This window comes from Mycolicibacter kumamotonensis, assembly GCF_002086285.1.
GTDB lineage: Bacteria > Actinomycetota > Actinomycetes > Mycobacteriales > Mycobacteriaceae > Mycobacterium > Mycobacterium kumamotonense.
In genome coordinates, this window is record NZ_MVHU01000007.1 from 44,166 (window position 1) to 67,708 (window position 23,543).

Annotated in this window: 22 protein-coding genes; 9 read left to right on the top strand and 13 right to left on the bottom strand. The window is 69.2% G+C overall.

Annotated features, from left to right (window positions below; all coding sequences use genetic code 11):
* Positions 1–41: 41 nt before the first annotated feature.
* From BST28_RS06790 to BST28_RS25225, 5 genes are all read left to right on the top strand, one after another.
* Entirely contained in the window at positions 42–680 is a 639-nt protein-coding gene (locus BST28_RS06790) for a TetR/AcrR family transcriptional regulator (protein WP_083080428.1), read from the top strand.
* Positions 670–1,575, top strand: coding sequence for an ABC transporter ATP-binding protein (locus BST28_RS06795; RefSeq protein WP_083080429.1), 906 nt, complete (start codon positions 670–672; stop codon positions 1,573–1,575). The genes BST28_RS06790 and BST28_RS06795 overlap by 11 nt, the downstream gene beginning before the upstream one ends.
* Positions 1,572–3,212: an ABC transporter permease gene (locus tag BST28_RS06800; protein WP_109560659.1), complete on the top strand. Its 1,641-nt coding sequence runs from the start codon at positions 1,572–1,574 to the stop codon at positions 3,210–3,212. The genes BST28_RS06795 and BST28_RS06800 overlap by 4 nt, the downstream gene beginning before the upstream one ends.
* Before the next feature lie 10 nt (positions 3,213–3,222).
* A complete protein-coding gene (locus tag BST28_RS06805; protein WP_083080431.1) occupies positions 3,223–3,897 on the top strand; it encodes a methyltransferase family protein in 675 nt (224 codons plus the stop codon).
* Positions 3,898–3,998: 101 nt separating this feature from the next.
* Positions 3,999–5,285 (top strand): DUF2599 domain-containing protein, encoded by a 1,287-nt coding sequence (locus tag BST28_RS25225; RefSeq protein WP_133054284.1) that lies wholly within the window; start codon positions 3,999–4,001, stop codon positions 5,283–5,285.
* Positions 5,286–5,306: 21 nt separating this feature from the next.
* Here the strand turns inward: BST28_RS25225 and glgC are convergent, their stop codons facing one another.
* Positions 5,307–6,521 carry a glucose-1-phosphate adenylyltransferase gene (glgC, locus tag BST28_RS06815; RefSeq protein ID WP_019738373.1) on the bottom strand — a complete coding sequence of 405 codons (1,215 nt, stop codon included), beginning with the start codon at positions 6,519–6,521 and terminating at the stop codon, positions 5,307–5,309.
* A gap of 124 nt (positions 6,522–6,645) precedes the next feature.
* Between glgC and glgA the strand changes: the two genes are divergently transcribed.
* Positions 6,646–7,809 carry a glycogen synthase gene (gene glgA, locus BST28_RS06820; protein ID WP_083080434.1) on the top strand — a complete coding sequence of 388 codons (1,164 nt, stop codon included), beginning with the start codon at positions 6,646–6,648 and terminating at the stop codon, positions 7,807–7,809.
* Between the two features lie 34 nt (positions 7,810–7,843).
* On the opposite strand, the gene BST28_RS06825 is transcribed toward glgA, so the two are convergent.
* The 7 genes from BST28_RS06825 to log all read right to left on the bottom strand — a co-directional run bounded on the left by BST28_RS06825 (position 7,844) and on the right by log (position 13,420).
* The gene (locus BST28_RS06825) at positions 7,844–8,011 is read right to left on the bottom strand and encodes a DUF3117 domain-containing protein (protein ID WP_003885506.1); all 168 of its coding nucleotides are present in this window, start codon (positions 8,009–8,011) and stop codon (positions 7,844–7,846) included.
* Positions 8,012–8,169: 158 nt separating this feature from the next.
* Positions 8,170–8,751 (bottom strand): DNA-3-methyladenine glycosylase I, encoded by a 582-nt coding sequence (locus tag BST28_RS06830; RefSeq protein WP_083080436.1) that lies wholly within the window; start codon positions 8,749–8,751, stop codon positions 8,170–8,172.
* Complete coding sequence (locus BST28_RS06835; RefSeq protein ID WP_083080437.1) at positions 8,748–9,059, bottom strand: DivIVA domain-containing protein; 312 nt, start codon at positions 9,057–9,059, stop codon at positions 8,748–8,750. The genes BST28_RS06830 and BST28_RS06835 overlap by 4 nt, the downstream gene beginning before the upstream one ends.
* Positions 9,060–9,078: 19 nt before the next feature.
* A complete protein-coding gene (locus BST28_RS06840; RefSeq protein ID WP_083080439.1) occupies positions 9,079–10,032 on the bottom strand; it encodes a glucosyl-3-phosphoglycerate synthase in 954 nt (317 codons plus the stop codon).
* A complete protein-coding gene (folP, locus tag BST28_RS06845; protein ID WP_083080442.1) occupies positions 10,029–10,904 on the bottom strand; it encodes a dihydropteroate synthase in 876 nt (291 codons plus the stop codon). The genes BST28_RS06840 and folP overlap by 4 nt, the downstream gene beginning before the upstream one ends.
* Positions 10,905–10,966: 62 nt before the next feature.
* Positions 10,967–12,751: a long-chain-acyl-CoA synthetase FadD6 gene (gene fadD6, locus BST28_RS06850; protein WP_083080444.1), complete on the bottom strand. Its 1,785-nt coding sequence runs from the start codon at positions 12,749–12,751 to the stop codon at positions 10,967–10,969.
* 105 nt (positions 12,752–12,856) lie between these two features.
* Positions 12,857–13,420, bottom strand: coding sequence for a cytokinin riboside 5'-monophosphate phosphoribohydrolase (gene log / locus BST28_RS06855; protein WP_083080446.1), 564 nt, complete (start codon positions 13,418–13,420; stop codon positions 12,857–12,859).
* 47 nt (positions 13,421–13,467) lie between these two features.
* Here log and BST28_RS06860 point away from each other — a divergent pair, with 47 nt between their 5' ends.
* Positions 13,468–15,498 carry an AAA family ATPase gene (locus tag BST28_RS06860; protein ID WP_083080448.1) on the top strand — a complete coding sequence of 677 codons (2,031 nt, stop codon included), beginning with the start codon at positions 13,468–13,470 and terminating at the stop codon, positions 15,496–15,498.
* Here the strand turns inward: BST28_RS06860 and dapE are convergent.
* Positions 15,488–16,567: a succinyl-diaminopimelate desuccinylase gene (dapE, locus tag BST28_RS06865; RefSeq protein WP_083080450.1), complete on the bottom strand. Its 1,080-nt coding sequence runs from the start codon at positions 16,565–16,567 to the stop codon at positions 15,488–15,490. The two genes, BST28_RS06860 and dapE, sit on opposite strands and share 11 nt — an antisense overlap.
* Positions 16,568–16,671: 104 nt before the next feature.
* Here dapE and dapD point away from each other — a divergent pair, with 104 nt between their 5' ends.
* A complete protein-coding gene (dapD, locus tag BST28_RS06870) occupies positions 16,672–17,625 on the top strand; it encodes a 2,3,4,5-tetrahydropyridine-2,6-dicarboxylate N-succinyltransferase (RefSeq protein WP_109560663.1) in 954 nt (317 codons plus the stop codon).
* Here the strand turns inward: dapD and BST28_RS06875 are convergent.
* Complete coding sequence (locus tag BST28_RS06875; protein ID WP_083080454.1) at positions 17,622–20,483, bottom strand: MMPL/RND family transporter; 2,862 nt, start codon at positions 20,481–20,483, stop codon at positions 17,622–17,624. The genes dapD and BST28_RS06875 overlap by 4 nt on opposite strands.
* Positions 20,480–20,905 carry an MmpS family transport accessory protein gene (locus BST28_RS06880; protein WP_083080455.1) on the bottom strand — a complete coding sequence of 142 codons (426 nt, stop codon included), beginning with the start codon at positions 20,903–20,905 and terminating at the stop codon, positions 20,480–20,482. The genes BST28_RS06875 and BST28_RS06880 overlap by 4 nt, the downstream gene beginning before the upstream one ends.
* 125 nt (positions 20,906–21,030) lie before the next feature.
* On the opposite strand from BST28_RS06880, the gene BST28_RS06885 reads away from it, so the two are divergent.
* The gene (locus BST28_RS06885) at positions 21,031–21,705 is read left to right on the top strand and encodes a TetR/AcrR family transcriptional regulator (RefSeq protein ID WP_083080534.1); all 675 of its coding nucleotides are present in this window, start codon (positions 21,031–21,033) and stop codon (positions 21,703–21,705) included.
* A gap of 3 nt (positions 21,706–21,708) precedes the next feature.
* On the opposite strand, the gene BST28_RS06890 is transcribed toward BST28_RS06885, so the two are convergent.
* Complete coding sequence (locus BST28_RS06890; protein ID WP_065287879.1) at positions 21,709–21,951, bottom strand: hypothetical protein; 243 nt, start codon at positions 21,949–21,951, stop codon at positions 21,709–21,711.
* Between the two features lie 108 nt (positions 21,952–22,059).
* A complete protein-coding gene (locus BST28_RS06895; protein ID WP_083080457.1) occupies positions 22,060–23,460 on the bottom strand; it encodes an acyl-CoA synthetase in 1,401 nt (466 codons plus the stop codon).
* Positions 23,461–23,543 lie beyond the last annotated feature (83 nt).

A 23,543-nucleotide genomic window follows, 5' to 3' on the forward strand; every position in this document is an offset into this window, starting at 1 on the left:
AGCGCTTGACGACGACTGAACACGTGTTTAGTGTTTTGAACATGCGTTCAGCCGATCTGACGGCCAGTGCGAAAATCCGGGACGCCGCGATCGACCAGTTCGGCGCCAACGGCTTCGGCGTGAGCGTCCGGGCGATCGCCGAAGCCGCCGGGGTGAGCGCCGCACTGGTCATTCACCACTTCAGGTCCAAAGACGGACTGCGCCGGGCCTGCGACGAGTTCGTCGCCGAGGAGATCCGCAGCAGCAAGTCCGAGGCGATGCGCTCGGCGGATCCGGCCACCTGGTTCGCCGCGATGGCCGAGATCGAGTCCTACGCGCCCCTGATGGCCTACCTGGTCCGCACCATGCAGTCCGGCGGCGACCTGGCCAACACGCTGTGGCGCCGAATGGTCGACAACACCGAGGGGTACCTCGACGAGGGCGTGCGCGCCGGCACCCTCAAACCCAGCCGCGACCCCAAGGCCAGGGCGAAATACCTGGCCATCACCGGCGGCGGCGGCTTCCTGCTGTACCTGCAGATGCACGACAACCCGACGGATCTGCGTGCGGTGTTGCGGGACTACGCCCGCGACATGGTGCTGCCCTCGCTGGAGATCTACACCGAAGGGCTGCTGGCCGACCGCACCATGTACGACGCCTTCCTGGCGGAAGCCGAACAGGGGAAAACCGATGCAACCTGACAACCACTGGCCGGCCATCGAAATCCGCGGCCTGGAAAAGCGTTTCGGTCAGGTCAGAGCGCTCGACGGGCTGGACCTGACCGTGTACGGCGGCGAGGTCCACGGCTTCCTCGGCCCTAACGGCGCCGGCAAGTCCACCACCCTTCGGATCCTGCTCGGCCTGATCAAAGCCGACGCCGGAACGGTGCGCCTGCTCGGCGGCGACCCGTGGACGGACGCGGTGGATCTTCATCGTGAGATCGCCTACGTGCCAGGCGATGTCACCCTGTGGCCGTCGTTGTCCGGGGGCGAGATCATCGACCTGCTCGCCCGGATGCGCGGCGGAATCGACGAACGGCGGCGCGACGAGTTGATCGAGCGCTTCGATCTGGACCCGAGCAAGAAGGCCCGCACGTATTCGAAGGGCAACCGCCAGAAGGTCTCCCTGATCTCAGCGTTCTCCTCGCATGCCCGGCTGCTGCTGCTCGACGAGCCCAGCAGCGGCCTGGACCCGTTGATGGAGAACGTATTCCAGCAGTGTGTCGCCGCGGCCAGCCGACGCGGGGTCACCGTCCTGCTGTCCAGCCACATTCTGGCCGAGACCGAGGCACTGTGCCAGCGGGTGACGATCATCCGGGCCGGCCGCGTGGTCGAGAGCGGCTCACTGGATTCGCTGCGCCACCTGCACCGCACCTCGATCCAAGCCGACCTGATGCGCGATCCCGGCGATCTCACCCGCATACCGGGGGTGGCCGACGTGCACTACACCGGCACCGTTTTGCACGCGCAGGTCGACAGCGCCAGCCTCGCTGAACTCATCGCGGTGCTCGGCGCGGCCGGAGTGCGCAGCCTGACCAGCCGGCCGCCGACGCTGGAAGAGCTGTTCCTGCGGCACTACGACACGGCGCGGGCATGACCACCGCCGTTGTCCACCAAGCGCATCCGGGGCCGCGGCCCTCCGGGCGCCGGCCCGAGCTGTCGGGAACCCTGGCCATGCTTCGGCTCTATCTGCGCCGCGACCGGGTCGTCCTGCCGCTCTGGGTGCTGCTGCTGTCGCTGCCGCTTGCCGGCGTCTACATCGCCAGCATCGAGGCCATCTACCCCAGCGCCGCCGACCGCGCCGGTCTGGCCGCGACCATCATGGCCAGCCCGGCGCAACGCGCGGTGTACGGCCAGGTCTACAACGACACGCTCGGCGCGGTGGGGATCTGGAAGGCCGGGATCTTCCACACGCTGATCGCGGTGGCGGTCATCCTGACCGTCATCCGGCACACCCGCGCCGACGAGGAGAACGGGCGCACCGAACTGCTCGACTCGACCGCAGTGGGCCGCCATGCCGGACTGACCGGCGCGCTGCTGCTGGCATTCGGGGCGTCGGCGGCCACCGGTGTCATCGGTGCGGCGGGCCTGCTCACCACCGATGTTCCGGCGGCCGGCTCGTGGGCATTCGGGGCCGCGCTGGCCTGCTCCGGGCTGGTATTCACCGCCGTGGCCGCGGTGGCGGCGCAGCTGTCCCCCGGCGCCCGGTTCGCCCGCGGCACCGCGTTCGGTGTGCTCGCTGCTGCCTTCGCGCTGCGGGCGGTCGGGGACGCCGGCTCCGGGGCGATGTCATGGCTCTCACCGCTGGGCTGGTCGCTGCAGGTGCGGCCGTACGCGGGGGATCGCTGGTGGGTGCTGCTGCTGCACCTGGCGGCCACGGCGGCCCTCACCTGGCTGGCCTACCGGTTCGCCGCCCGCCGGGACGTCGGCGCCGGGCTGCTGCCCGATCGTCCGGGGCCGCGCCGGGCGGCGCCGACGCTGGCCGGGGCGTTCGGATTGGCGTGGCGGCTCGATCGCGGTGCGCTGCTGCTGTGGACGACCGCTCTGGTGCTCTACGGGCTGCTGGTCGGCAGCGTGGTGCACGGCATCGGTGAGGAGGTCGGCAGCGACAGCGCCCGCGACATCGTCGTCCGGCTGGGCGGGACCGAGGCGCTGGAGCAGGCGTTCGTCGCGGTGGCGTTCACCATGCTGGGCATGGTGGCGGCCGCGTTCGCGGTGTCGCTGGTGCTGCGGCTGCAGCAGGAGGAGGCCGCGGCGCGCGCCGAGACGCTGCTCGCCGGTTCGCTCGGACGAGACCGTTGGCTGGCAAGCCACCTGGTGATCGCGCTGGCCGGATCGGCGGCCGCGATCCTGCTCGCCGGCGTGGTGGCCGGGACCGTCTACGGAATTGCGGTCGGCGACCTCGGCGGACCGCTGGCCACCGTGATCGGCAGCGCCGCCGTGCAGTTGCCGGCGATCTGGTTGCCCGCGGCGGTGGCGGTGGCACTGTTCGGTGTCGTCCCCCGGTTTGCGCCCGCCGCGTGGGCGGTGCTGATCGGGTTCGTCGCGCTGTATCTGCTCGGCGCCCTCTCCGGCCTGCCGCAGTGGGTTCTGGACCTCGAACCGTTCACCCATGTCCCGCTGGTCGGCGGCGGCACCTTCAGCACGTTGCCGCTGGCGGTGCTGATGATGATCGACACCTCGCTGATCGCCCTGGGAGTCCTGGCATTCCGCCGCAGAGACCTGCAGAGCTAAGGAGACGAAGGTGAAAGCTGTTGGCAAAGTACTTATTTCAGCCTTTCTAGGCCTGATCGCATTCGGGCTGCTGCTGTTCGTGCCCGCCGGGACGCTGCACTACTGGCAGGCATGGGTGTTCCTCGCGGTGTTCGCGGTGTCCACCTGGGTGCCCAGCATCTATCTGATGCGCACCAATCCGGCCGCGCTGGACCGGCGGCTGCGCGCCGGGCCGATGGCCGAGACCCGGACCCTGCAACGGGTGGTCATCACCGGCCTATTCACCTGTTTCCCGGCGATGTTCGTGCTCAGCGCGCTCGATCACCGCTTCGGATGGTCGACGGTGCCGACAGCGGTGTGCCTGCTCGGCGCCGCCCTGGTGGCGACCGGGCTCAGCCTGGCCATGCTGGTGATCATCCAGAACGGCTACGCGGCCGCCAATGTCACCGTGGAATCCGGCCAGACGCTGGTTACGACGGGTCTGTACGGGTTGGTGCGACACCCGATGTACACCGGCAACGTCATCATGATGGTCGGGACCCCACTCGCGCTCGGCTCCTACTGGGGGCTGGTCTTCGTGCTACCGGGGGTGGCCCTGCTGGTTGCGCGCATCCGCGACGAGGAGCAGTTGCTCACCGACGAGCTCAGCGGCTACCGCGAGTACACCGAGCGCACTCGCTATCGTTTGGTGCCCGCCATCTGGTGATGAGTGGACGAGATTCCACTTTCGGAGAGGTTGGCTTACAGTTCCCTAAGCACAGGCTGACAAAGCGGCCAGTGACGTGACCTAGGGAGGCTGGTCGAGCCATGCGTGCACCCCGGCGGGCTAACGGCGGTATTCGGATGCTCGGCCCGGCCGCGCTGGGCACCGCCGCCCTGCTCACCCTGCATCCGGTGCTGACCGCCCCCGCCGCGCAGGCGGACTGGGATTGGGGAATCGAACCGGCCGAGCCGATGGCCGCCGTCAGCACGCCCGCGGGGTTGGATCTGGGCGATCTGATGGAACTGGCACAGGCCTGGGTGGCGCAACTGGACCCGACGACCAGCGGCCTGTTCTCCGCCGCGATCGACGCGGTCTTGGCGCTGCCGGGTCCGAACCAATCCCTGGACGCGCCCGCGTGGCTGGACCAGTTCATCTATGGCCCGCTGCACGAGTGGATCACCAGTCCGTTCGGGGAGTTGAGCGTCGGGCTGATCAACGCACCCTTCGTCGCGCTGTTCGGCCGAGACCTGATCGGCGATGGCATCGACGGGTTCGACGGCGTCAACACCAGCGTGTTCGGTCAGTGGGGCTGGTTCGGCGACGCCGGCGACGGCGGATTGCTGTTCGGCAATGGCGGAGCCGGTGCCGCGGGTCTCGACGGGGCGGGCGGCGCCGGCGGTGACGCCGGGTTCTTCGGCCACGGCGGGGTGGGCGGTCTGGGCGCTGCCGGCGCGACCGGCGGTGACGGCGGTGCCGGTGGCTGGTTCCTGGGCATCGGCGGTGCCGGTGGGTCCGGCGGCGCAGGCGGTCTCGGTGCCGACGGCGGCGACGGCGGTAACGGTGGTGCCGGTGGTTGGTTGATGGGCACCGGTGGTGTCGGCGGCGCGGGTGGTGATGGCGGCGCCGGTGGCGTGGACGTCGCGGCGGGCAACGGGGGCGCCGGTGGCGACGGAGGTGCCGGTGGACTGCTGTTGGGCCGCGGCGGTGACGGCGGCATCGGCGGCGAGGGCGGCGTCGGCGGATTCGGCGGCGCCGGTGGCTGGCTGGGCGCCGCGGGCATCAGCGCGGCGCCCTATGTCGCGAACACCCAGTGGGTGAGCTACCAAGACGGGACCAGCCTGCGGGTGTATCCGACCGAGACCGGCCGAACCGAGGCCGGCGAGCCCGGCACCTTGCGCCAGGGCGAGCACGCCTGGTCGGAGGTGGTGAAACGCAACCCGGACGCCGACACGCCGGGCATGCGCGAACAGTTCCTGTGCCACTGGCAGTTTGCCGAGTTCATCCAGCCCGGCAAGACCAGTTGGAACCTGGAGCCGTGGCGCCCGGTAGTCAGCACCCTGAGCCTGTTGGCCAACGGCTGCAATCCCGGCGGCGCCGAGGAACCGTTCTAGCCCCTGCGGGCGCCCGAGGCGCTAGATCCAGACGCCCTTGCCGACGGCGACCACGCCGCCGGCACTGATCGAGAACCGCTCCCGGTCCTTCTCCAGGTCGACGCCGATCATCTCGCCGGGGCCGACCACGACGTTCTTGTCCAGGATCGCGTGGCGCACCACCGCGCCGCGCCCGACCCGCGTCCCGGGCATGATGACGCTGTCCTCCACGATCGCGCCGTCATCGATCACGACGTTGGACGACAACACCGAATTGCGTACCGAGCCGGCCGAGATGACGCTGCCCGCGCCCACCACCGACTCCTGCGCGGTCCCGCCGTTGACGAACTTCGCCGGCGCCAGGTTCTCCGTCGCGCCGTGGATCGGCCAGCGCTTGTTGTACAGGTTGAAGATCGGGTGCGCCGACACCAGGTCCATGTGGGCGTCATAGAAGGCGTCCAGGGTTCCGACGTCGCGCCAGTAACCGCGGTCCCGTTCGGTGGCGCCGGGCACCTCGTTGTCGGAGAAGTCGTAGACGGCGGCCAGCCCGTCGGCGACCAGGCGCGGGATGATGTCCCCGCCCATGTCGTGGTCGGAGTGGTCGTCGTCGGCGTCGGCGCGGATCGCGTCGATCAGCACCTTGGTGGTGAAGATGTAGTTGCCCATCGAGACGAACGCGCTGTCCGGATCGTCGGGCGTGCCCGGCGGATTCGGCGGCTTCTCCAGGAAGTTGCGGATCCGTCCGGACTCGTCGGCGTCGATGCAGCCGAACGACGACGCCTCGGCGCGCGGCACCCGGATGCCGGCGACCGTCGCGCCGGCTCCGCTGTCGATGTGGAAGCGCACCATCTGTTCGGGGTCCATCCGGTACACATGGTCGGCCCCGAAAACCACGATGTAGTCCGGGTCTTCGTCGAAGATCAGGTTCAGCGACTGATAGATGGCGTCGGCGGAGCCGGTGTACCAGCGCGGGCCCAGCCGCTGCTGCGCCGGGACCGGGGTGATGTACTCCCCGGCCAGGCCGCTCAGGCGCCAGTTCTGCGAGATATGCCGGTCCAGGGAATGCGACTTGTACTGCGTCAGAACGCAGATCCGCAGGTAGCGCGCGTTGACCAGATTCGACAGCACGAAATCGATCAACCGGTAGGCGCCCCCGAAGGGAACCGCCGGCTTGGCCCGGTCCGCGGTGAGCGGGTGCAGCCGCTTGCCCTCCCCACCGGCCAGGACGATGCCCAGCACGTGCGGCAATTCCCTCATAGCCACCAAACTTATCGGCCGATTCGGGACCCTGCCAGCTAGAACCCACGATTCGGAAGTTCTCCTCAGCTTGCCGGGTCATCCGCCGCGCACCCGGCCCGCCGCTACCGCTACCGTGCCGGTTATGCGGGTGGCGATGCTGACCCGGGAATACCCCCCGGAGATCTACGGTGGCGCGGGCGTGCATGTCACGAATCTGGTCGAAGCGCTGCGGCGGCTGTGTCACGTGGACGTGCACTGCATGGGGGCGCCCCGGCCGGGTGCGCAGGCACATCAGCCGGATCCGGCGCTGCGGGACGCGAACCCTGCGCTGGGCACGCTGTCGTCTGACCTGATGATGGCCGACGCCGTCGGTAGGGCCGATGTGGCGCACTCGCACACCTGGTACACGGCCTTGGCCGGCCGCCTGGCGGCGTTGCTCTACGACATCCCGCACGTGTTGACCGCGCATTCGCTGGAGCCCCTGCGGCCCTGGAAGGCCGAGCAACTCGGCGGTGGCTACCGGGTGTCGTCCTGGGCGGAGCAGCTGGGGACGACCGCCGCCGACGCCGTGATCGCGGTCAGTTCGGCGATGCGCGACGACCTGCTGCGGGTCTACCCGGACCTGCGGCCCGACCGCGTGCACGTCATCTACAGCGGCATCGACACCGACGTGTGGTGTCCGCAGCCGGCCGGCTCGGAGTCATCGATGCTGGCCGACCTCGGCGTCGACCCGGACCGGCCCATGGTGGCGTTCGTCGGCCGGATCACCCGGCAGAAGGGGGTGGCCCATCTGGTGGCCGCCGCGCAGCGGTTCCACCCCGAGGCGCAGTTGGTGTTGTGTGCCGGCGCCCCCGACACACCGGAGATCGCCGCGGAGGTGAGCGCCGCGGTCACCGACCTGGCGGCGGCCCGCAGCGGGGTGTTCTGGATCCAGGAAACGCTGCCGGCGCGGCAGATCCGAGAATTGCTTTCGGCGGCAACCGTATTCGTCTGCCCCTCGGTGTACGAGCCGTTGGGCATCGTCAACCTCGAGGCGATGGCCTGCGCTACCGCGGTGGTGGCGTCCGACGTCGGCGGCATACCGGAGGTGGTGACCGACGGCGTCACCGGCTCGCTGGTGCACTACGACGCCGACGACCCGGAAGGCTTTCGCAACGGCCTCGCCGAGGCCGTCAACGCACTGATCAGCGACCCGGGCCGGGCACGACGCTACGGCGACGCCGGTAGGCTCCGGTGCGTCGAGGTCTTCTCCTGGGCGCGGGTGGCCGAGCAGACCCTGGCGATCTATCGACAGGTGGGCGGCTAGCCGCACCCGAGTCGGGTCACAACGGCGGCCCGTCTCAGCTGGTGACGGCCTTGAGTTCGTCGCCGAGCGCAGCTGCCTCGTCCGGAGTCAACTCGACGACCAGCCGCCCGCCACCTTCAAGAGGTACTCGCATCACGATGCCGCGCCCCTCTTTGGTCGCTTCCAGTGGACCGTCACCGGTCCGGGGCTTCATCGCCGCCATCGAGTGCTCCCTCCAGGTACCGGCCCATCGGCCGTGCCCTTGATCTGCGCCGGCTGTGCACCGCGGTCGCAGCATCCGGCATCGAACTGCAAATTCACTCCGCCATTCTCCCCTATCGGCGGCGTCGCGTGCATCAGACCCGATTCCGTAGCCGAATTTTAATGGATTTCGGCGGCTACCGGCGGTACCCAACACGTCTGCAAATGGTCGTCAACCATGCCTGTGGCCTGCATCAACGCGTAGGCAGTCGTGGGTCCGACGAATCGGAACCCGCGTCGTTTCAATTCGCGCGCCATCGACGTCGATTCCGGCGTGACGGCCGGAATTGCCGACAGATCCGCCGGGCGAGGACGCGGCGGAGGGGCGAATGACCACAACAGCTCCGCCAAATCGGTGGATCCCAGCCCGAGGGTCGCGCGCGCATTGGCGATCGTCGCCTCGATCTTGGCCCGGTTGCGCACGATCCCGCTGTCCTCCAGCAGCCGTGTCACGTCGGCGTCGGTGTAGCGGGCGACGGACTCGACGTCGAAATCGGCGAACGCCCGCCGGAAGTTCTCCCGCTTGCGCAGAATCACCAGCCACGACAGCCCGCTCTGAAAGGCCTCCAGGCTGATCCGCTCGAACAGTGCGTTCGTCTCGCGCACCGGACGCCCCCACTCCCGGTCGTGGTAGTCGCGATACAGCGCCGAGCCGTCGGACCAGCCACAGCGGACCAGGCCGTCGTCGGGCGGGCTGCTCAACTCGAACCCGCCGGGTTGCCGGCGAGGGCCTGTGCCGCGGCGAGTTCCCCGCGCAGTTGGTCTAGCTCTGCGCCGAGCCGCTCGAGCACCCAGTCGACCTCGCCGGTGTTGTAGCCGCGCAGCACCTGGGAGAACTTGACCGCCTCGACGTCGGCGCCGGTGACCCCCGAAGCCGGCAGCATGGTCGCCGTCGTCGCCCGGGGCAGCGGCGGCAGCTGCTCTCCCCGGCCGAACAGCACGCTGGCCACCCCGAACAGCAGCAGCGCGGTGAGGACGAGCACAACGAGATACAGCAACACCAATGTCACGGCATCGATAGTGCCTCATTCAGTGACGCAGCGTGTTCATCGGCGGCCGGTCCACCAGCGACAGTGGTGTGGTGCGCGGCAGGTAGTCCATGCCGTCCGGGCCGTCGGCGAAGAACTGGGTCAGCCCGACGCCGGAGTCGGGGACGCCGCACCGCGACAGCAGGGTGGCGACGACCTGCCGGCTCATCACCGCCAACTCGGCCAGCGGGCGGTTGCGGTGCGCGCGCACGCCCAGGTTGACCTGAGCGATCGCGTCGAGCCCCAACCGGTCGTAGGTGTCGATCAGCAAGCCGATCTCCACGCCGTAGCCGGGCGCGAACGGTACCGACGCCAACAGTTCGCGGCTGCCCGCGTACTCGCCGCCCAGCGGCTGCAGCACAGCACCCAGCTCGGGTCGCAGCGCGGTCAGCAGCGGCCGGGCGACCAGCTCGGTGACCCGGCCACCGCCGGTGGCATCCTCGGTGCCGTTGACCTTCAGCGGCCGGCGGTAGAAACCCTTGACCAGGTGGATGCCGTCACCGGTGAGCAGCGGACCGACCAGCTTGGGGACGAACATCGGGTCGGGGTCGATGAGGTCGGAGTCCACGAACACCACGATGTCGCCGCTGGTCGCCGCCAGGGACCGCCACAGGGCCTCGCCCTTGCCGGGCTGCGGCGGCACCTCCGGAACCGCCTGTTCGCGGCTGACGACGCGGGCACCGGCGGCGATGGACCGGATCTCGGTGTCGTCGGTGGAACCGGAGTCCAGCACGATCAGTTCGTCGACCAGGTTGTCGACAAGCCCGGTGATGCTGTCGATGACCGATTCGATGGTCGCCTGCTCGTTCAGGGCGGGCAGCACCACCGAGATGGTGCGGCCGGCCTTGGCCGCGATCAGTTCGGCGACCGTCCAGTCCGGACGGCTCCAGGTGCGGTCCGCCAGCCGGGTGCCGTCCAGCAGGGAGTCCAGACCCTGGTCGGCCAGGTCGGTCATGCGAGTCCCCTTACTGTGCGGGTAGGGGCCCGCACGCCCTGGATCGAAGCCACCATCTCCAGCACGCGCCGGGTCGGCCCGACCTCGTGTACCCGAAACATCCGGGCTCCGGCGGCCGCCGCCAGTGCGGTGGCCGCCAGCGTTCCCTCCAGCCGTTCGGTCAGACCCACACCCAGAGTCTCCCCGATGAAGTCTTTGTTGGAGAGCGCCATCAGCACCGGCCATCCGGTAGCGACCAACTTCTCCGTGTGTCGCAACAACGCTAGCCCGTGAAAGGTGTTCTTGCCGAAATCATGGGTGGGGTCGATCAGGATCCGCTCGGGCGCCACCCCTTTCGCGACCGCCCGCTCGGCGGCCCCGGTGACATCCTCGATCACCGCGTCCACCACCCCGTCGACGGAGGTGCCGTAGCTCACCCGGAACGGGCGGGTGCGAGGCGCGGCGCCGCCGGTGTGGGAGCACACCAGGCCGGTTCCGAACTCCGCGGCGATCGCCGGCAGCTCCGGGTCGATTCCGCCCCAGGTGTCGTTGATCAGGTCGGCACCGGCGGCGCAGGCGCGTTTGGCCACCTCCGAACGCCAGGTGTCGACGCTGATCAGCTGATCCGGGTAGGCGCTGCGCAGCCACTCGATGAAGGGAACCACCCGGGCGGTCTCGGCGTCGGCGTCGACGGTCTCGCCCGGCCCGGCTTTGACCCCGCCGATGTCGATGACATCGGCGCCGTCGGCCACCGCGGCGTGCACGGCGGACTTGGCCGCCTCGTCGCTGAAGGTGGCGCCCGCGTCGTAGAAGGAGTCCGGGGTGCGGTTGACGATCGCCATGATCAGCGCGCGATCGGCCGCCACCGGACGACCGCAGAAGGTGGACTGCACTGCTCTATGGTGCCCGGTGATGATGCGCCCCTGTTCACCGCCCGTATGCCCGGGCGGTCGGGTCAGTTCCGCGGTCGCTTGCCCGCCGCCACTTCGCCGGGGTAGTCGTCGTAGTAGGGCACGTAGCCTTCGTCGCAGCCGGCGAACACATACAGCGGGTCCTCGATGCCGCCGCCGGCGCCGTAGCCCTGCTCGCGCAACTCCACCTTGCGGCTCTTGAACGTCGTCGTGTGCTCCATCGACGCCACCAGCCGCACGAACAGCGGCACCGCGTACGACGGCAACTGGTCGCAGACCACCGCGGCCAGACCCCGGCCGTCGAAGGTGACCCCGTCGCGCAGTTTGATCGCGGCCATCCCGGCCCGGCCACCGGTGTCGGGTACTTCGACCCCGTAGACCGCGCATTCCTCCACCGAATGGTCGGCGCCCAGGGCGGCCTCGACCTGGGTGGTGGCCACGTTCTCGCCCTTCCACCGGAAGGTGTCGCCGAGCCGGTCGGCGAACGCGGCGTGCCCCATCCCCTGCGGCCTCATCAGGTCACCGGTGTTGAACCAGCAGTCGCCGTCTTTGAATGCGTTGCGCACCAGCTTCTTCTCGGTGGCCTCCGGGTCGGTGTATCCGTCGAACGGTGACAGCTTGTTCACCGGGGACAGCAGCAGGCCGGGCTGCCCGGACGGCACCCGCAGCACCCAGCCGTCCTCGCCGCGCAGCGGCTGGCCGGTGTCAGGGTCGTATTGAACGTAGGCCAGCGGCATCGGGTAGAGCCCGACGCTGCGGGGCACGTTGAGCACGTTGAGGAACGCTGTGTTGCCCTCGCTGGCGGCGTAGAACTCGCAGATCCGCTTGATCCCGAACCGTTGGGAGAACTCGTCCCAGATCTCCGGACGCAGGCCGTTGCCGCAGATCACCCGCACCCGGTGGGCTCGGTCGGTGGGCTTGGGCGGTTGGTTGAGCAGGTAGCGGCAGACCTCGCCGATGTAGACGAAGGCCGTCGCCTGGTAGTCGATCACCTCGTCCCAGAACCGCGACGCCGAGAACGAGCGTCCCAGCGCCAGCGTCGCCCCCGCGTTGAGCACCGAGGACACCGCCACCGTCAGCGCATTGTTGTGGTACAGCGGCAGGCAGCAGTACAGGGTGTCGTTGCGGCGCAGCCGCAGCCCGAGTCCGCCGAACGCGGCCAGCGCACGCAGCCAGCGGTAGTGGGTCATCACACTGGCCTTGGGGTAGCCGGTGGTGCCCGAGGTGAAGATGTAGAAGGCGGTGTCCTTGGCCAACACCGCGGCCACCGACGCCGGGTTGCCGGCGGGTGCGGTGGCGGCCAGCCGCTCCACCTCCTCGATGGTTTCCGGCCGGTCCGGCGCGCCGCTGTCACGCACGGCATCGATTAGATCCGACTCCGCCACAAGCAGTTTGGCACCCAGCAGGCCCAGGCTGTGTGCCAGTACGTCGCCGCGCTGGTGGTAGTTGACCATGCCGGCGACCGCGCCGCATTTGGCGACGGCCAGCATCATCAACACCGCGTTGGGCGAGTTGCGCAGCATGATCCCGACGACATCGCCGTGCCCGACGCCGCGGGCGGCCAGCACCGCCGCATAGCGGTTGACGGTCTCGTTGGCCTCGCGGTAGGTCAGCTGCTGGTCGCCGAACCGGATGAAGACCCGGTCGCCGAACCGGGCGGCGCGCTCCTGGAACACCTTGCCGATGGACGCCTTGGAGGTGGGGCGGGCCAGCAGCCCGGTCCGCACTCCGCGCAGGATTGCCGGCGCATCGGCGACCAGCCCCGGCAGTCGGGTCACGATGTCGGTGAGCCCCACCCGGGTGGCCGCGCCGGCGTTGTGATCGGACACGCTATCCCCTTGCCTCGCTGAAATCGGTGGACAGGGCCGTCTCGCGACTACCGATCGCAAACGCGGCACAGCGGGGCGCAGCGGGTCGCCCTGCGACAGCACAGCCTAATCGAAACCGGCGGTACCGGGTGAACAGGCGGCCAGCGCCGCTTCCAGCTCGTCGACCACCAGCAGCCGTTCCATCGCCCGAGGCGACACGAAGCCCGCATCGATCAGCCCGGACAGCCAGCACCACAGCCCGTCGTAGTGTCCGTCGGGATCCAGCAGCACCACCGGCTTGTCGTGCAGGCCCAGATACCGGCCGGTCCAGGTTTCGAACAGTTCCTCCAGGGTGCCGATGCCGCCGGGCAGGGTCAGGAACGCATCCGCGCGGTCGTCCATGACCTGCTTGCGCTCCCGCATGGTGTCGGTGACGATCAGCTCGTCGGATTCCACGTCGGCCACCTCGCGGTGCAGCAGCGCTTTGGGGATCACCCCGACGGTGCGGCCGCCGTGCTGGCGGACGGCCACCGCCAGCGCCCCCATCGCCGAGACGTTGCCGCCACCCCACACCAGCGTCCAGCCCCGCGCGGCGATGGCCGCACCGACCTTGGCGGCCAGCGCCAGCAGGGCCGGATCCGTCGGGCCGGACGCACAGTAGACGCACACGGCCCATTCGTTGCCCCGCACATCCGAAAGGCTATCCGGCAAGTGGCTCAGACCGTAAAATCTCCGCGATGCCGATCCGGTGGAACGTCCCCGAGCACTCGGCCGCCCTGCACCGGCTGACCGACGCGCTCGCCGCAGACGGAACCCGCGCCGGCGCGGTGGTGCTCGGCCCCGACGGCTGCGGAAAGTCCACGCTGGCCCGGCTGGCCGCCGAAGATCGGGTCCGTCGGCACCCGGCGACGCTTACCCGGTGGGTGATCGGCACCCCGGCCGAACGCGAGGTGCCGTTCGGCGCCTTCAGCCATCTGGTCGCGGTGGCCGACATCGGCAAGCCGGCCGCGCTGCTGCGGGCGGCGCGGGCCTCGTTGGTCGCTGCGGGGGACGATCTGCTGCTGGTGGTCGACGACGCCCATCTCCTCGACATCTTGTCGGCGACGCTGGTCTATCAGCTGGCGCTGACCGGGACGGCCCGGGTGATCGTCACCGGCCGCGCCGACGGCTCCCCCGCTCCGCCGCCGCCGATCGCCGCACTGTGGGGAGACGACCTGCTGACTCGCATCGACATCACCGCCTCGGGCCAGGCCGGTGAGGCTGACCGCGACGTGGACGCCTTCGTGGCGGGGCTACCGGCCGACGCGCGCGCCGTGCTGGACTACCTGGCCGTCTTCGAGCCGTTGGCGCTGGTCGACCTGACAGAGCTCACCAGCGCCGATGCCATCCGCCTGGCCGAGGAGCTGGGTGCTGTCGAAACCCGCGCGCGTGGCGGCCGCGAACCCGACCCGGTGGTCTACACCGCGCACCCGCTGTTCGCCGAGCGGGCCCGCGACGCACTGGGGGCCGACGGTGTCCGCGCCCGGCGCACCGAGGTGGTCACCGTGCTGGCCGACCGGCCGTGCGAACACGTCGGCGAGCAGCTGCGGCTGGCGGCGCTGGCCGCCGCCAGCGACGCACCGCAGCCCGCCGAGCAGGCAGTGGAGGCGGCGCAGCAGGCGCTGCGGCTCGGCGACCTGGAACTGGGCGAGCGGCTAGCCCGCAGCGCCCTGAATCGCTCCGGTGGCCTGCCGGCCCGGCTGGCGCTGGCGCACGCGCTGGCCTGGCAGGGCCGCGGGCGAGACGCCGACGCCGTGCTGTCGGCGGTCGACCCGGCCGACTTGACCGAATCGGAGCTGATGGCCTGGGCGTTGCCGCGGGCCGCCAACCAGTTCTTCATGCTGGGGGAACCCGAACGCGCCACCGCATTCCTGGCCGCCACCCGTGGCCGCGTCGCCGGCGCGAGCCCGCGGATCACCCTGGATGCGCTCGGGGCGACCTTCGCGATGAACGCCGGCAACATCGGCCGCGCCGCCGAGGCCGCCGCCGCGGTGCTGGCCGATCCGGCCGCCGACGACATGGCGGTGGCCTGGGCCGGCAGCGCCGCGGCGCTGTGTGCGGCGCGGGCGGGGCGATTCGATGCCGTGGGCCCGCTGGCCCGCCGGGCGCTAAACGCCGAACATCCCGGCGTGCTGCGGTTCACCATCGGGCTCGCCGAGATCACCACGCTGCTGATGGCCGAACGTCTTGCCGAGGCGCGTGAACTGGCTTGGCAGTTCACCGATTTCGCCGAGCTGTCCCAGCCTGGCCGGGCGATCGGCGAGGTGCTGGTGGCGCAGGTCTTGATCGCCGCCGAGGAGTATGGGGCCGCGACCAAGCTGCTGGTGCCGGCCGCAGCCACCCTGGAACGCACCGGCTACTCCTGGGGGCCGCTGTCGCTGACCCTGCTGGCCACCGCGCTGGCCCGTCAGTCCGACATCGCCGGCGCGGCAAAAGCGTTGAGCCGGGCTGAATCCCGGCACGGCACCAAATCGGCGCTGTTCGCTCCGGAGCTGGGCGTGGCACGGGCCTGGCAGCGCGCCGGCATGCGCGATCAGCATGGGGCGATCGCCGCAGCCCGAGAGGCCGCCCGGATGGCCGAGCGCACCGGTCAGACGGCGGTGGCGCTGCAGGCGTGGGATGTGGCCGCCCAACTCGGCGATGCCCGGGCCGTCGACCCGTTGACCCGGCTGTCCGACGAGGTCGACTGCGCGTTCGGCCGGACCGCGCTGGGCCGGCTCAGGGGCTGAGGAAGCCGCGCATCAGCTCGGTCACCGCGCTGATCTGCCCGACCGGCACCCGCTCGTCGACGCAGTGCGCCAGGTTGGGATCGCCCGGGCCGTAGTTGACCGCGGGAATGCCGCGCGCGGCGAACCGGGACACGTCGGTCCAGCCGTACTTGGCCCGCACCTGTCCGTCCGCGGCGGCCACCAGCGCTGCGGCGGCGGGTGCGGTAAGCCCCGGCAGGGCGCCGGCCGCGGAGTCGGTCTGCTCGATCGTCACGTCCAGGCCGCCGAATACCTCCCGCACGTGGGCCAGCGCCGCCTCGGGGGTTTGGTCCGGGGCGAAGCGGAAGTTCACGGTCACGCTCGCGGCATCGGGGATCACGTTGCCGGCCACCCCGCCGTCGATGCGCACCGCCGACAGGCCCTCGCGGTAGACACAGCCATCGATGTCGATGCTGCGCGGCTGGTAGGCGGCCAGTCGGTCCAGCACCGCCCCCAGCTTGTGGATCGCGTTGTCGCCCAGCCAAGACCGCGCCGAATGCGCCCGGGTGCCCGCCGCACTGATCACCACCCGCAGCGTGCCCTGGCAGCCGGCCTCGATGTAGCCGCCGGTGGGCTCACCGAGGATGGCGAGGTCAGCCGCCAGCCAGTCGGCCAGGTTGCGTTCGATGCGGCCCAGCCCGTTAGCCGCCGCCTCGATCTCCTCGCAGTCATAGAACACGCACGTCAGGTCGTGCACGGGCTCGGTGAGAGTGGCGGCCAGGTGCAGGAAGACGGCGACACCGGATTTCATGTCAACGGTGCCGCAGCCGTGCAGCACGTCGCCTTCGGGGCCGGTGGTGGTGCGCCGACTGGGCAGGTTGCCGGCTGCCGGCACGGTGTCGAGGTGACCGGCCAGCAGCACCCGGGTCGGGCGGCCCAGGTTGGTGCGGGCCAGCACCGCGTCACCGTCGCGGACGATCTCGAAACCGGAAGTCTGGGCCCGCAGCGCGGCTTCGACCTCGTCGGCGATCCGCGCTTCGTGCCGCGACTCGCTGGGGATGTCGACCAGCGCCGCGGTCAGCTCGATCGGGTCGGAGCGCAGATCCAGCACGGACCCAGCCTAATGGGTGCCGTCCCCACGCCGAGCAGACATAGAGTCGCACCGCCGGGGTCCTGAGCGTGCGGCTTTGCGTCTGCTCGCGGGGGGAAAGTAGCCTGACCGGCGTGACTGGAGCTTCAGGCGTCGGCGTGGCGACGCTCGCCGCAGACGGATCGGTGCTCGACACCTGGTTTCCCGCACCGGAGTTGGGTGGCTCGGGCCAGCCCGGCACCACCCGCCTCGCCGGGGCCGACGTACCAGCCGACCTGGCCGGGCTGCTCGGGTGCGACGAGGACCGCGGCACCGAGACGGTGGCGGTACGCGTCGTCATCGGCTCACTCGCGGACAAGGCCGTCGACGCTTACGACGCCTACCTGCGGCTGCACCTGCTGTCGCACCGGCTGGTCGCACCGCACGGGCTCAATGCCGACGGGCTGTTCGGGGTGCTGACCAACGTGGTGTGGACCAACCACGGCCCCTGCGCCGTCGACGGCTTCGAGTCGACGCGGGCCCGGTTGCGCCGACGCGGCCCGGTGACCGTCTACGGGGTGGACAAGTTCCCGCGGATGGTCGACTACGTGCTGCCCTCGGGAGTGCGCATCGCCGACGCGGACCGGGTGCGCCTCGGCGCCCACCTGGCTCCGGGCACCACGGTGATGCACGAGGGATTCGTCAACTTCAACGCCGGCACGCTGGGCGCCTCGATGGTCGAGGGCCGCATCTCGGCCGGCGTAGTGGTCGGTGACGGCTCCGACGTCGGCGGCGGCGCGTCGATCATGGGCACGCTGTCCGGCGGTGGGACCCAGGTGATTTCGATCGGCAAGCGCTGTCTGCTGGGGGCGAACGCCGGGCTGGGCATCCCACTGGGCGACGACTGTGTGGTCGAAGCCGGGCTGTACGTCACCGCCGGAACCAAGGTCACCCTGCCCGACGGCAGCACGGCCAAGGCCCGCGATCTGGCCGGCTCGAACAACCTGCTGTTCCGCCGCAATTCGCAGACCGGCGCGGTGGAGGTGGTCGCCCGCGACGGTCAGGGCATCGCGCTCAACGAGGACCTGCACGCCAACTAGACCAACGCCTGCTCCTTGGCGGGGTCCGCTCGGCTCGGTTGCGGCCAGGGCTGCGGAACCGGCCGGGGACGCACGATCTGCGGCCACCAGAACCAGCGTCCCAGCAGGGTCGCGACCGACGGTGTCATCAGGGACCGGACGATCAGGGTGTCGAAGAGCAGTCCCAGCCCGATGGTGGTGCCGACCTGGCCGATCACGATCAGTGCGCTGACCGCCATGGAGGCCATGGTGAAGGCGAACACCAGGCCCGCGGCGGTGACCACGGCACCGGTTCCGACCATGGCGCGGATCAGCCCGGTGTGCAGGCCGACGTGGATCTCCTCCTTGATCCGCGAGACCAGCAGCAGGTTGTAATCCGCGCCGACGGCAAGCAGCACGATGACCGACATCGGCAGCACCATCCAGTGCAGCGGGATGCCCACGATGTGTTGCCAGAGCAGGACTGACAGGCCGAACGCCGAGCCGAGACTGAGCACCACCGTGCCGACGATCACCGTCGCGGCGACCACGGCGCGGGTCAGCACCATCATGATGATGAAGATCAGGATCAGTGCGGCCGTCGCCACGATCAGCAAGTCGTAGTTGGCGCCCTGCTGCATGTCGTAGAACATCGCGGCGCTGCCGCCGAGATAGATGCGGGCTCCCTCGAGCGGTGTCCCCTTGATCGCATCGGCAGCCGCGACCTTGAGCGCTTCGATGCGCGATATGCCCTCCGGTGTCAACGGATCACCCTGGTGAATGATGGTGAACCGCACCGCATGTCCGTCCGGCGACAGGAACAGCTTGATGCCGCGCTTGAAGTCGGCGGTGTCGAAGGCCTCCGGCGGGAGGTAGAACGAGTCGTCGTTCTTGGCGGCGTCGAACGCCTCTCCCATCGCGGTGGAATTGGCCTGCATCGCCATGTTCTGGTCCTGCTGGGCCTTCTGCACCTGGTACTGGTTGAGCAACGTCTGCTTCTGGTTCTTCATCGACTGGATCTGCGCCGGCATGACGGCGACCATCCGCGGCATCAGCTCGGCCATGCGCTGCATGTCGGGCACGATCTCATCGAAGTCGGCAGACATGGTGTCCACGCCGTCCAGGGCGTCGAAGATCGAGCGCAAAGACCAGCAGATGGGGATGTCGAAGCAGTGCGGCTCCCAGTAGAAGTAGTTGCGGAACACCCGGAAGAAGTCGTCGAAATCGGCCATGTGGTTACGCATTTCGCCGATGTCGACGGCCGTGTTGGACATCTTGTCGGCCATCCGCTGCGACACCTCGGCCAGGTCCTGCTGGATGTTCATCATCTCGGTCATCGAGTCGATGCTGGCCTGCAGATCGTCGGCCTGCTTGAGCAGGTTGTCCAGGTTGGTCTGCATGTAGTCGTTGTTCATCAGCTGGGCGGTGCCGCTCTGGCCGAGCGTGTAGGGGATCGTCGAATGTTTGACCGGGTCCCCGTCGGGGCGGGTGATGGTCTGCACCTGGGCGATGCCGTGCACGTTCTTGAGGGCTTTGGCGATCTTGTCGATCACCAGGAAGTCCGCCGGATTGCGCAGGTCCCGGTCGGTTTCGACCATCATCAAGTCCGGGTTCATCTTCGCCTGGGAGAAGTGCCGGAACGCCGCCGAGTACCCCACGTTCGCCGCGACGTCGTCGGGCAGGTAGATGCGGTCGTTATAGCTGGTGTGGTAGCCGGGCAGCGCGAGCAGACCGATCAGCGCCGCCGCGACGGCGGCCACCAGAATCGCCCCGGGCCAGCGAACGGTGCTGGTGCCGACCCGGTGCCACCCGGACGAGCGGGTGAGGCGCTTGGGCTCGAGCACCCGACCGAAGCGACTGCACACCGCGATGACCGCGGGCCCCAGCGTCAAGGCCGCGGCGACCACGATCACCATGCCGATCGACAGCGGGAAGCCCATCGTCTGGAAGTAGGGCAGCCGGGTGAAGTGCAGGCAGAACGTGGCCCCGGCTATGGTCAGCCCGGAGGCCAACACCACATGCGCGGTGCCGTGGAACATGTTGTAGTAAGCGGCTTCTCGGTCCTCACCGGCTTTGCGCGCCTCCTGATAGCGACCGATCAGGAAGATCGCGTAGTCGGTGGATGCGGCGATGGCCAACGTCACCAGCATGTTGGTGGCGAAGGTCGTCAGGCCGAACAGGTTGTGGAATCCCAGGAATGCCACCAGTCCCCGGGCGGCCGATAGCTCGAGCACGACCATCACCAGCACGATCAGGGTGGTGATGATGGACCGGTAGACGGTCAGCAACATCACCGTGATCACGGCGAAGGTGAGCATTTCGATGGTCTCCATGCTCTTGTCGCCGACGTGATTCTGATCGGTGCTGGTCGCCGCGGGCCCGGTGACGTAGGCCTTCACCCCGGCGGGCGCGGGCAGTTCGGATGCGATGTGGCGCACCGCCTCCACCGACTCGTTGGCCAGCGTCTCGCCCTGGTCACCGGCGATGTAGACCTGGACGTAGGCGGCCTTGCCGTCGGCGCTCTGGGCGCCCTTGGCGGTCAGGGTGTCGCCCCAGAAGTCTTGAACGTGCTGCACGTGGGCGGTGTCGGCACGCAGATCGCGCACCATGCGGTCATAGAACTCGTGCGCCGCCGCACCCAGCGGCTTCTCGCCTTCGAGCACGATCATCACCGAGCTGGAAGTGTCGTACTCTTCGAACACCTTTCCGACGCGCTTGGTGGCGATCATCGACGGCGCGTCGTTGGGGCTCATCGACACCGCGCGCAGCTTGCCGACTTCCTCCAGCTGCGGCACGACGATGTTCAGCACGGCGATCAGGGCGATCCACGCCAGGATGATCGGCACCGCGAACGTGCGGATGAAGCGGGGTATCCCCGGGCGCCGCGTCGGCGCGGTCATGCTGCCTTCACAAAGCAGAAGGTCTCGGCATTCACTCCGGTCGCCGTCCGTTCCTGTTTGATCTCGTCGTCGACGGTGACGCGGCAGCTGATGGTGTCGCCGTCGCCCTGGGCCAGGATGTTGGGCATTACCGAGGGCAAGGTCGTCTGCAGCTTCAGCGTCCACGGCAAGGCCGCATCCGGGACACGTTGCGGCTTGCCTTCGAGGTCCATGTAGTTGATGACGGCCGTGGTGCCCGAACCGAAGATCTCGTAGGTCACGAATTTCGGGTTGAAGTCCTCGGCGTTGTCCGAGGACAAGTCGGTCACCACGACGGGATGCGAACCGAACACCGTCCGCAGGTTCGCGACCGTCAGGGCGCCTGCCGCGACTGCCGTCACGATCAAGGCTGGTAGCCACGCCCGGCTGATCAGGCTTTTCATAGTGCGCCTTCCCCGGCCTGGCCGGGTTCGGCCGCCGTCGCATCCAGGTAGTCAAGCTAATTATGTAAGTGGATTAAGTCAATCCGCTTCTCCTGTTGCGCGCATTACACTTGGCCGGTGTGAGTGTGTGTGATGACAGTTCGTGTCGCCCGCTGCGCAAGGACGCCGAACGCAATCGCAAGCGCGTTCTGGAAGCGGCCCGCGACCTGTTTGCGAGCAAGGGCCTAGAGCCCAACCTCAACGACGTCGCGCATCATGCGGGCGTGGGTGTCGGCACCGTCTACCGTCGGTTCGCCAGCAAGGAGGAACTCCTCGAGGCGATCTTCGAAGACGGCATCAACCAGCTCGCGGATCTGGCGGAATCGGCTCTGTGCCAACCAGATCCATGGCAAGGGCTGGTGTGGTACGTCGAGCAGATGTGTGAGATCACGGCCACCGACCGCGGCTTGCGGGAGATCGCCTTCAGTAAGTCATACGGGGGGGACCGAGTGACGGCCGCCCAGGAGCGGCTGGTTCCCGTTCAGAAGAAGCTCGTTGAGCGGGCGCGGATCGACGGTCGCCTGCGTCCCGAACTGTCGTCCACCGACCTGCCGCTCTTGGCACTGCTGGCCGGCACCGTCAGCGAGTTCGCCGGACATGTCGATGCCGAACTGTGGCGCCGCTATGTGGCGATCTTGCTCGACGGTATGCGTGATCGCAGTGACCGATCACCGCTGCCGGTAGCGGCGCTCGACGACGACGGCATCGAAGCCGCGATGCAGTCCTGGGAACCGGCCGGCCCCCGGTGCGACCGCGGCTGAGCCCTAGAGCATCGCGTTGCTGATCTTGTCGCTGTCTTTGCCGATGGTCTTGCAGTAGGCGCTGACCGCCACCCGTGTCGCCGAAAGCTCCATGTTGGACGGCTCGTTGCCCTTCTTGTCCTTGAGCATCTTGGAGACTTCCGACCGCTGCTTCTCCTCGTCGTGACTGTTGAACTCCCCGCAGGTGGTGTCGCCGCCCTTGTTGATGACTTTGCTGACCGAGGAGCACCCGCCGAGCACGAACATCCCGGAGACCAGGAAGGCGGTCAGGACGCCCGCTGCGGCGAGACCGGTTCGCTGCACAAGGTTCACAATCAGGGCCCACCCTTCTGGTTTGGATTCGCGCAAGCGAGCCTACGTCAGCAACGCCTTCTTGAGCACCTTTCCCATTGCGTTGCGCGGCAGCGTATCCACCATCCGCACCTCGCGCGGCCGTTTATGCACCGACAGCTGTTGGGCCACATACTCGATCAGATCATCCGGTTGCGCCGCCGGGTCCGCGGAGGCGACCACGAACGCGACGATGCGCTGGCCCAGATCCTCGTCGGGCAGTCCGACGACCGCCACCTCGGCCACCCCGGGATGACCGAGCAGGGCGGTCTCGATCTCGCCGGCGCCGACCCGAAAGCCTCCGGTCTTGATCAGGTCGACCGATTCGCGGCCGACGATCCGGTGCATCCCGCCGGCGTCGATGACCGCGACATCACCGGTCTGGTACCAGCCGTCGGCGTCGAAGGCCGCCGCGGTCGCCTCCGGTCGGTTGAGGTAGCCGTCGAACAGGGTCGGCCCACGCACGGCGAGTCGCCCGATCGTCTCGCCGTCGTGCGGTACCGGGCCGCCGTCCTCGCCGACGAGTCGGGTCTGCACGCCGGGCAGCGGCAGGCCCACCCAGCCCGGCCTGCGCTCACCGTCGACCCGGGTGCTCAGCGTGATCAGCGATTCGGTGCTGCCGTACCGTTCGATGGGCTCATGGCCGGTGAGCGCCCGGAGGCCCTCGAACACCGGAACCGGAAGCGCCGCACTGCCCGACACCAGCAGCCGGGCCGCCCGCAGGCCTTCGGCGGATACGGGATCGGCCACCACCCGCGACCACACGGTTGGCACACCGAAGTACAGCGAACCGCCGGCCGCCGCGTAGGCCTGCGGCGTCGGCTTGCCGGTGTGCACGAATCTGTTGCCGACCCGCAGCGATCCCAGCAGGCCCAGTACCAGACCGTGTACGTGATACATCGGCAGGCCGTGCACCAGTACGTCGTCGGGACTCCACTGCCAGGCCTGGGCCAGCGCGTCGAGGTCGGCCGCCAGCGCACGCCGGCTCAGCTGCACGCCCTTGGGTGGGCCGGTGGTGCCGGAGGTGTAGATGATCAGCGCGGTGTCGCCTTCGCCCACATCGGGCAACTCCGACGACGGTCCGTCACCGCGCCGTGCCGGGATGTGCGGTAGCCCGGCCAGGTCCTCGGGCCGCTCCCCCAGCCACGCCTGCGCGTCCGAGTCACGCAGGATGTGCGCGCGTTCGGCGACGCCGACGTCGGCCGGCACCGGCACCATCGGTATCCCGGCGAGCATGCAGCCGGCGACCGCAAGCACCGTCGCCGCCGTCGGGGTGGCCAGCACCGCGACCCGACCCGCCCCGCCGAGGTCTTCGAGCACCGCGGCCGAGGCAGCCCTTAGATCAGCTCGGCTAAGTACGGTGTCGTCGATGCGCACCGCATTGGCGATATCGTCGGTGTGGGTATCCAGCGAGGTCAGCAGCACCTCAGGGACGTTACCGGTTGCCGGTCGGAATGCCGGCAGCGTATCGGCTGAGCAATTCTCATCCGCCACGCCTGGTATCAATG